The sequence below is a fragment of the Rhodococcus sp. ENV425 genome, from assembly GCF_002887785.1.
In the GTDB taxonomy this organism is placed as follows: Bacteria; Actinomycetota; Actinomycetes; order Mycobacteriales; family Mycobacteriaceae; genus Rhodococcus; species Rhodococcus aetherivorans.
This window is the reverse complement of the sequence record NZ_PCZU01000150.1, coordinates 189-7,075: the sequence shown is the minus strand read 5'-3', so window position 1 is coordinate 7,075 and position 6,887 is coordinate 189. Positions and strand designations below refer to the sequence as shown.

Here is a 6,887-nt window from a genome sequence, read left to right as displayed (position 1 = left end):
GAGGCCACCACCCGCCGGGACACCGCCGACGAGCCGGTCACCGAACGCACCCTGTGGGACGCGCTCGACGCGGGCGAGGACCCCACGGTGGACGTCGCCGACGACCCGGCCGCCGATCGAGGGGGAGAGGGCGGCGCCGACGATTCGGGGACCCGCCGCACGGGCCGGTGAGCGCGCACACTACTCTTCAAGAAACTCCGATGAGTTTTCTCACATCGGATTGACAGGGGCGAAAGGACTTCGAGCCACGATGACAGTTCTCGACTCGATACTCGAAGGGGTGCGCGCCGACGTCGCCGCCCGGGAGGCGGTCCTCGACTTCGCCGCGGTCAAGGCCGCCGCTGCTGCCGCGCCCCCGCCGATCGACGCCAAGGCCGCGTTGCTCGAGCCGGGAATCGCCGTCATCGCCGAGGTCAAGCGGGCCAGCCCGTCGAAGGGGGCGCTCGCCGACATCACCGACCCCGCCGAACTCGCCAAGGCCTACGAGGCCGGCGGTGCCCGCGCGATCAGCGTGCTCACCGAGCAGCGCCGCTTCCAGGGCAGTCTCGACGATCTCGACGCCGTGCGGCGCGCGGTGCGGATCCCGGTGCTGCGCAAGGACTTCATCGTCGGCCCGTACCAGATCCACGAGGCGCGTGCCCACGGCGCGGACATCGTGCTGCTCATCGTCGCCGCGCTCGAGCAGCCCGTGCTGACGTCGCTGATCGACCGCGTCGAATCTCTCGGCATGACGGCGCTCGTCGAGGTGCACACCGAGGAGGAGGCGACCCGTGCCCTCGAGGCCGGCGCCACCGTCATCGGGGTCAACGCCCGCAACCTCAAGACCCTCGAGGTCGACAAGAGCACGTTCGCCCGCATCGCGCCGGGACTGCCGACCGAGGTCGTCAAGATCGCCGAGTCCGGCGTGCGCGGTCCCTCCGACCTGCTCACCTACGCCGGCGCGGGTGCCGACGCGGTGCTCGTCGGCGAGGGACTGGTGACCAGCGGCGACCCGCGCCACGCGGTCGCCGAACTGGTCACCGCCGGCACCCATCCGTCCTGCCCGAAGCCCGCACGCTGACCGCATTCCGGCGCGGCGCCGACGGGCCGGACCCGGCGACGGGCCGGGGCCGCCGTTGGGGCAGACTGGACGGGTGAGCACAGACGATCCCGTACTTTCCGCCAAGGGCCGCGGTCTGCCCCGCATGAGCGCCGCAGTGGCCGAGCACACCGCGCACGAACCCGACCCCGGCGGCCACTTCGGGGTCTTCGGCGGCCGGTTCGTCCCCGAGGCGCTGATGGCGGTGATCGAGGAGGTCACCGCCGAATACGACAAGGCGCGGGTCGACAACGGATTCCTCGACGAACTCGATCGGTTGCAGCGCGACTACACCGGCCGGCCCTCCCCGGTGTACGAGGCCAAGCGGCTGAGCGAACACGCCGGCGGCGCCCGGATCGTGCTCAAGCGCGAGGATCTCAACCACACCGGCTCGCACAAGATCAACAACGTGCTCGGGCAGGCCCTGCTCGCCCAGCGGATGGGCAAGACCCGGGTCATCGCGGAGACCGGTGCCGGGCAGCACGGCGTCGCCACCGCCACCGCCTGCGCCCTGCTCGGCCTCGACTGCGTCGTCTACATGGGCGAGGTCGACACCGAGCGGCAGGCCCTCAACGTCGCCCGGATGCGCCTGCTCGGCGCCGAGGTCGTCGCCGCGACCAGCGGTTCGCGCACCCTCAAGGACGCGATCAACGAGGCCATGCGCGACTGGGTCACCAATGCCCACAACACCTACTACTGTTTCGGCACCGCCGCCGGCCCGCACCCGTTCCCCATGATGGTGCGCGACTTCCAGCGCATCATCGGCCTCGAGGCGCGCGCGCAGGTGCAGGCGCTCACCGGCCGGTTGCCCGACGCCGTCACCGCCTGCGTCGGCGGCGGATCCAACGCCATCGGCATCTTCCATGCCTTCATCGACGACCCCGGTGTCCGCCTGGTCGGCTTCGAGGCCGGCGGCGACGGGGTGGAAACCGGGCGGCATGCCGCCACCATCACCGGCGGCACGCCCGGCGCGCTGCACGGCGCCTACTCCTACCTGCTGCAGGACGAGGACGGCCAGACCATCGAGTCGCACTCGATCTCCGCCGGCCTGGACTACCCCGGCGTCGGACCCGAGCACTCCTACCTCAAGAACATCGGCCGCGCCGACTACCGGCCCGTCACCGACGCCGAGGCCATGGAGGCGTTCTCGCTGCTCTCGCGCACCGAGGGCATCATCCCCGCCATCGAGTCGGCGCACGCCGTCGCCGGGGCCCTGAAGCTGGGCCGCGAACTCGGCTCCGGCGCCGTCGTGCTGGTCAATCTGTCCGGCCGGGGCGACAAGGACGTCGACACCGCCGCGCGGTGGTTCGGGCTCCTTCCCGCCGACCCCGCCACCTCCGACACGACGGAAGGATCCGCGCAGTGAGCGCCCAGCAGCCGCAGTCCCGCCTCGGTGAGGTCTTCGCCCGATGCAAGGCCGAGAACCGCGCCGCGCTCGTCGGCTACCTGCCCGCCGGATACCCCGACCTGCCGCGCTCGATCGAGGCGTTCGAAGCGCTCGTGCAGGCCGGCTGCGACATCGTCGAGGTCGGCATCCCCTACAGCGACCCGGTGATGGACGGACCCACCATCCAGGCCGCCGCCGACGAGGCGCTCACCGCGGGCTTCCGGGTGCGGGACGTGTTCCGCGTCGTCGAGGCCGTCGCCGCGGCCGGCGGCCACGCCGTCGTGATGACCTACTGGAACATCGTCCTCAAGTACGGGATCGACGAATTCGCCCGCGACCTCGCTGCCGCCGGGGGACTGGGGATCATCACCCCGGACCTCATCCCCGACGAGGCCGAGCAGTGGATCGCGGCGGCGGACCGGCACGGGCTCGACCGCATCTTCCTGGTCGCCCCGTCGTCGACCGCCGAGCGCCTCGTCATGACCGTCGACTCCTGCCGCGGGTTCGTCTACGCCACCTCCACGATGGGCGTGACCGGCGCCCGCGACGCCGTCTCCGACATGGCGCCCGAACTCGTCGCCCGGGTGCGGGAGCACTCGCAGATCCCCGTGGGTGTCGGCCTGGGCGTGCGGTCCCGGGAACAAGCCGCGCAGATCGCCGCCTACGCGGACGCGGTGATCGTCGGCTCGGCGCTGGTGGCCGCCGTGGCGCAGGGCCCCGACGCGTTGCGCACGCTCACCACGGAACTCGCGGAGGGCGTGCGCTCGGCTAGCGTGGCCACGTGACCTCCACCGCCGTACCCGCCGCCGCTACCGTCCTGGCGTATCTGCCCAGTCCACCGCAGGGGGTGTGGTACCTCGGGCCGATCGCGCTGCGGGCCTATGCCCTGTGCATCATCGTCGGGATCGTCGTCGCCATCTTCTGGGGCGACCGCCGCTGGGTCGCCCGTGGCGGCGAGCCGGGCACCGTCCTCGACGTCGCCGTGTGGGCGGTGCCGTTCGGCCTGATCGGAGGGCGCCTGTACCACGTCGCCACCGACTGGCAGAAGTACTTCGCTGCGGGCGCCGACCCGGTCGACGCGCTGAAGATCTGGCAGGGCGGGCTGGGGATCTGGGGGGCAGTCGCCCTCGGTGGGGTCGGCGCCTGGATCGGGTGCCGTCGCCGCGGCATCCCCCTGCCCGCCTTCGGTGACGCGCTGGCCCCGGCGATCCTGCTGGCCCAGGCCATCGGCCGGCTCGGCAACTGGTTCAACCAGGAACTCTACGGTCGAGAGACGACCGTGCCGTGGGGCCTCGAGATCTACGAGCGTCGCAACGACGCGGGACAGACCAGCCCGGACCTGATCGACGGGATCTCCACCGGGCAGGTCGCGGCGGTGGTGCATCCGACGTTCCTGTACGAGCTGGTGTGGAACCTGCTCGTCGTGCTGCTGCTCGTGTTCGTCGACCGGCGCTTCCGTATCGGACACGGCCGGCTGTTCGCGCTCTACGTGGCCGGATACAGCGCGGGCCGGTTCTTCGTCGAACTCATGCGGTCCGATCCGGCCACCGAGATCGCCGGTATCCGGATCAACTCCTTCACCTCCGCCATCGTGTTCGTCCTCGCCGTCGCCTACGTCGTCTTCGCCCGCAAGGGTCGCGAAGCGCCGGAGGAACTGAAGTCCCGTCACCCGCACGGCGCCACCGCAGCCGCAGTTGCAGCCGATGCCACCGCAACCGGCGACGGGATCGGAGACGGTGGGGCGGCCGACGACGAGAAGCGGGACGGCGCATCCGGGCCCGTGGCATCGGCCGAGGCCGGCGGTAAGGTCGAGACAGGTAGGCGCAGCGAGAACGGAGGGGACAAGTCGTGACCACATCCGACGCGGGATCCCCGGACCCCACGGGCCCGGATCTGCGGAAGAAGGACGAGACGTCCGCCGGACCGGACCTGCGCAAACAGTCCGACGCCGAGGCCGCCCCCGCTGCCGGGTCGAGCGCCGCGCCGCAGGGCGGCGAGCCGGCCCCCACCGCGGAGCTGCCCACGTTCGGCGGCACCGCCGACTACGATCCGACCGCCCAGGCGTCGCTGTCCGTTCCGCCGCCCACCACCGAGTCGACCGCGCCCACATGGGGCACGGCCGGACCGGGCTGGGACACCTACTCCGGAATGGGCAACGGTCCCGGCTGGGGCACCACGCCGAGCTATCCACCGCCGTCGAGCGAAGCGCAGTACGGCACCGCACACACCGGCGGGACCGAGGCGCCGACCGGCGGGCAGTACGCCGGCAGCGGACCCGTCTACGGGGCCCCCGACCCGCAGTTCCAGAGCGGGCCGCAGCACCCGTCCCCGGGCGGGCCGGGCTACGGTCCCACCGGCGGCTACGGTCCCACCGGCTACGGCGCCTACGGCGATCCCTCCGCGCCGTACGGACGGGATCCGGCGACGGGCGAGCCCTACTCCGACAAGTCGAAGACCACCGCGGGCCTGTTGCAGCTGCTGCTGCCCTTCGTCGGGATCTGCGGGGTCGGGCGGCTCTACCTCGGAAGCACCGCGGTCGGCCTCATCCAGCTCCTGGGGCTGTGGATCGGCGGACTGCTGACCATCCTCCTGGTCGGCTTCGTGATCATCCCGGTGATCTGGGTGTGGTCCGTCATCGACGGGATCATGATGCTCACCGGCAGCGTCCGCGACTCCGACGGCCGCCCGCTGCGGCCCTGACCCACCCACCCGACGGCCGGTCGCGCCTCTCGCGCGGCGGGCCGTCGCGCGCGTAGACTGGCCGCCACCGGGACCGATCCCCGGTTCGATCGTCGGGCGGAACTGGTCCGGCCACCCATACCGCAGCGCACGCCCGTCGTGGCGACCCCGTCGGGGCCGCCCATCCGACGACGCGCGACGTCGCCGCCACACCGGCGACGTGGAGGTGGACCGGTGCGGCATTCCGGGATGCCCGAGGCCCGCGGACTCTACGACCCCGACCGCGAATCGGATTCCTGCGGCGTGGGCGCGATCGTCGACCTGCGCGGCCGCAGCACCCACCGCACCGTCGCCGACGCACTCACCGCGCTGCGCAACCTCGGCCACCGCGGCGCCTGCGGTCGCGAACCCGCCAGCGGTGACGGCGCCGGCATCACCCTCGCGGTCCCCGCCGCGCTCCTCGACGCCGTCACCGGCTTCGAACTCCCGCCGCCGGGGTACTACGCCACCGGCCTGTGCTTTCTGCCCCGCGACCCGCGGCGCCGGGCGACGGCGCGACGGCGGATCCACGCGCTCGCGGCCGAGGAGGATCTCCAGATCCTCGGCTGGCGCGAGGTTCCCGTCGACCCGTCCGGCCTCGGGCGCACCGCCGGAGCGTGCCGACCCCACATCAGCCAGCTGTTCGTCGCCGCCCCCCGCACGGGCGGCGTCCGGCCCGCCGGCGTGGACCTCGACCGGCGGGTGTATCCGCTGCGGCGCCGCGCCGAGCACACCGGCGACGTCTATTTCCCGTCGCTGTCCGCCCGCACCGTCGTCTACAAGGGCATGCTCACGGCACAGCAGTTGCCGGCGTTCTTCCCCGACCTGCGCGATCCGCGCTGCGCCAGCCCGATCGCGCTCGTGCACAGCCGTTTCTCCACCAACACCTTCCCGTCGTGGCGGCTCGCCCAACCGTTCCGGTACAGCGCCCACAACGGCGAGATCAACACGATCCGCGGCAACCGCAACCGGATGCACGCCCGCGAGGGACTCCTGCGCACCGGCCTGCTGCCCGGCGACCTGACCCGGTTGTTCCCGGTCTGCGCCCCCGACATGTCGGACTCGGCCTCCCTCGACGAGGTCCTCGAACTGCTCCACCTCGCCGGGCGCTCGCTGCCGCACGCGGTGACCATGCTCGTCCCGCCCGCATGGGAGAACGAGCCCGACCTCGATCCCCGGCGACGCGCCTTCCACCGCTTCCACGCCGCGCTGCTCGAACCGTGGGACGGGCCGGCGTGCCTGCCCTTCACCGACGGACGGCTGTTCGGTGCCGTGCTCGACCGCAACGGGCTGCGACCCGGCCGGTGGTGCCGCACCGCCGACGACCGCGTCCTGTTCGGCAGTGAAACCGGAATCCTCGACCTGCCACCGGAACACATCGTGCACAAGGGCCGACTCGAGCCGGGCCGGATGCTCCTCGTCGACACCGTCGCCGGCCGCATCGTGCCGCCCGACGAACTGCTCGACACCCTCGCTGCCGCCCACCCCTACGGTCGGTGGCTGCGTGACGGGCAGATCGACCTGGCGGATCTGCCCCGCCCGGGCGGGCACCCCGCCCCGGACCACGACCAGGGCCGGACGCACCGGCTGTTCGGGTACACCCGCGAGGACCTCGAGGTGCTGCTCGAACCGATGGCCGCGACCGGTGCCGAACCGCTCGGCTCAATGGGCGCCGACATCGCCCCCGCGGTGCTGTCGCCGCGT

6 protein-coding genes and 1 pseudogene are annotated in these 6,887 nt (G+C 72.5%); all 7 read left to right on the top strand.

Features of this window, described 5'->3' with window-relative positions; all coding sequences use genetic code 11:
* Nucleotides 1-171 (top strand): annotated as a pseudogene (locus CQZ88_RS30945) (Trp biosynthesis-associated membrane protein); the annotation flags it as partial.
* Nucleotides 172-250: 79 nt separating this feature from the next.
* Complete coding sequence (gene trpC, locus CQZ88_RS12060) at nt 251-1,060, top strand: indole-3-glycerol phosphate synthase TrpC (RefSeq protein ID WP_006936963.1); 810 nt, start codon at nt 251-253, stop codon at nt 1,058-1,060.
* A 124-nt stretch (nt 1,061-1,184) separates the two neighbouring features.
* Nucleotides 1,185-2,444: a tryptophan synthase subunit beta gene (trpB, locus tag CQZ88_RS12055; protein WP_044475995.1), complete on the top strand. Its 1,260-nt coding sequence runs from the start codon at nt 1,185-1,187 to the stop codon at nt 2,442-2,444.
* Nucleotides 2,441-3,250, top strand: a complete 810-nt coding sequence (gene trpA / locus CQZ88_RS12050; protein ID WP_006936959.1) for a tryptophan synthase subunit alpha — start codon at nt 2,441-2,443, stop codon at nt 3,248-3,250. Before trpB ends, trpA begins: the two co-directional genes overlap by 4 nt.
* A complete protein-coding gene (gene lgt / locus CQZ88_RS12045; protein ID WP_102799798.1) occupies nt 3,247-4,317 on the top strand; it encodes a prolipoprotein diacylglyceryl transferase in 1,071 nt (356 codons plus the stop codon). Before trpA ends, lgt begins: the two co-directional genes overlap by 4 nt.
* Nucleotides 4,314-5,165 carry a TM2 domain-containing protein gene (locus CQZ88_RS12040; RefSeq protein WP_006947040.1) on the top strand — a complete coding sequence of 284 codons (852 nt, stop codon included), beginning with the start codon at nt 4,314-4,316 and terminating at the stop codon, nt 5,163-5,165. Before lgt ends, CQZ88_RS12040 begins: the two co-directional genes overlap by 4 nt.
* A 213-nt stretch (nt 5,166-5,378) precedes the next feature.
* A partial coding sequence (locus CQZ88_RS12035; protein WP_308410801.1) for a glutamate synthase central domain-containing protein occupies nt 5,379-6,887 on the top strand: 1,509 nt, incomplete at its 3' end.

Coding starts and splice junctions, on each gene's coding strand:
- trpC (WP_006936963.1), top strand. CDS start 251: ATGACAGTTCTCGACTCGATACTCGAAGGGGTGCGCGCCGACGTCGCC.
- trpB (WP_044475995.1), top strand. CDS start 1,185: ATGAGCGCCGCAGTGGCCGAGCACACCGCGCACGAACCCGACCCCGGC.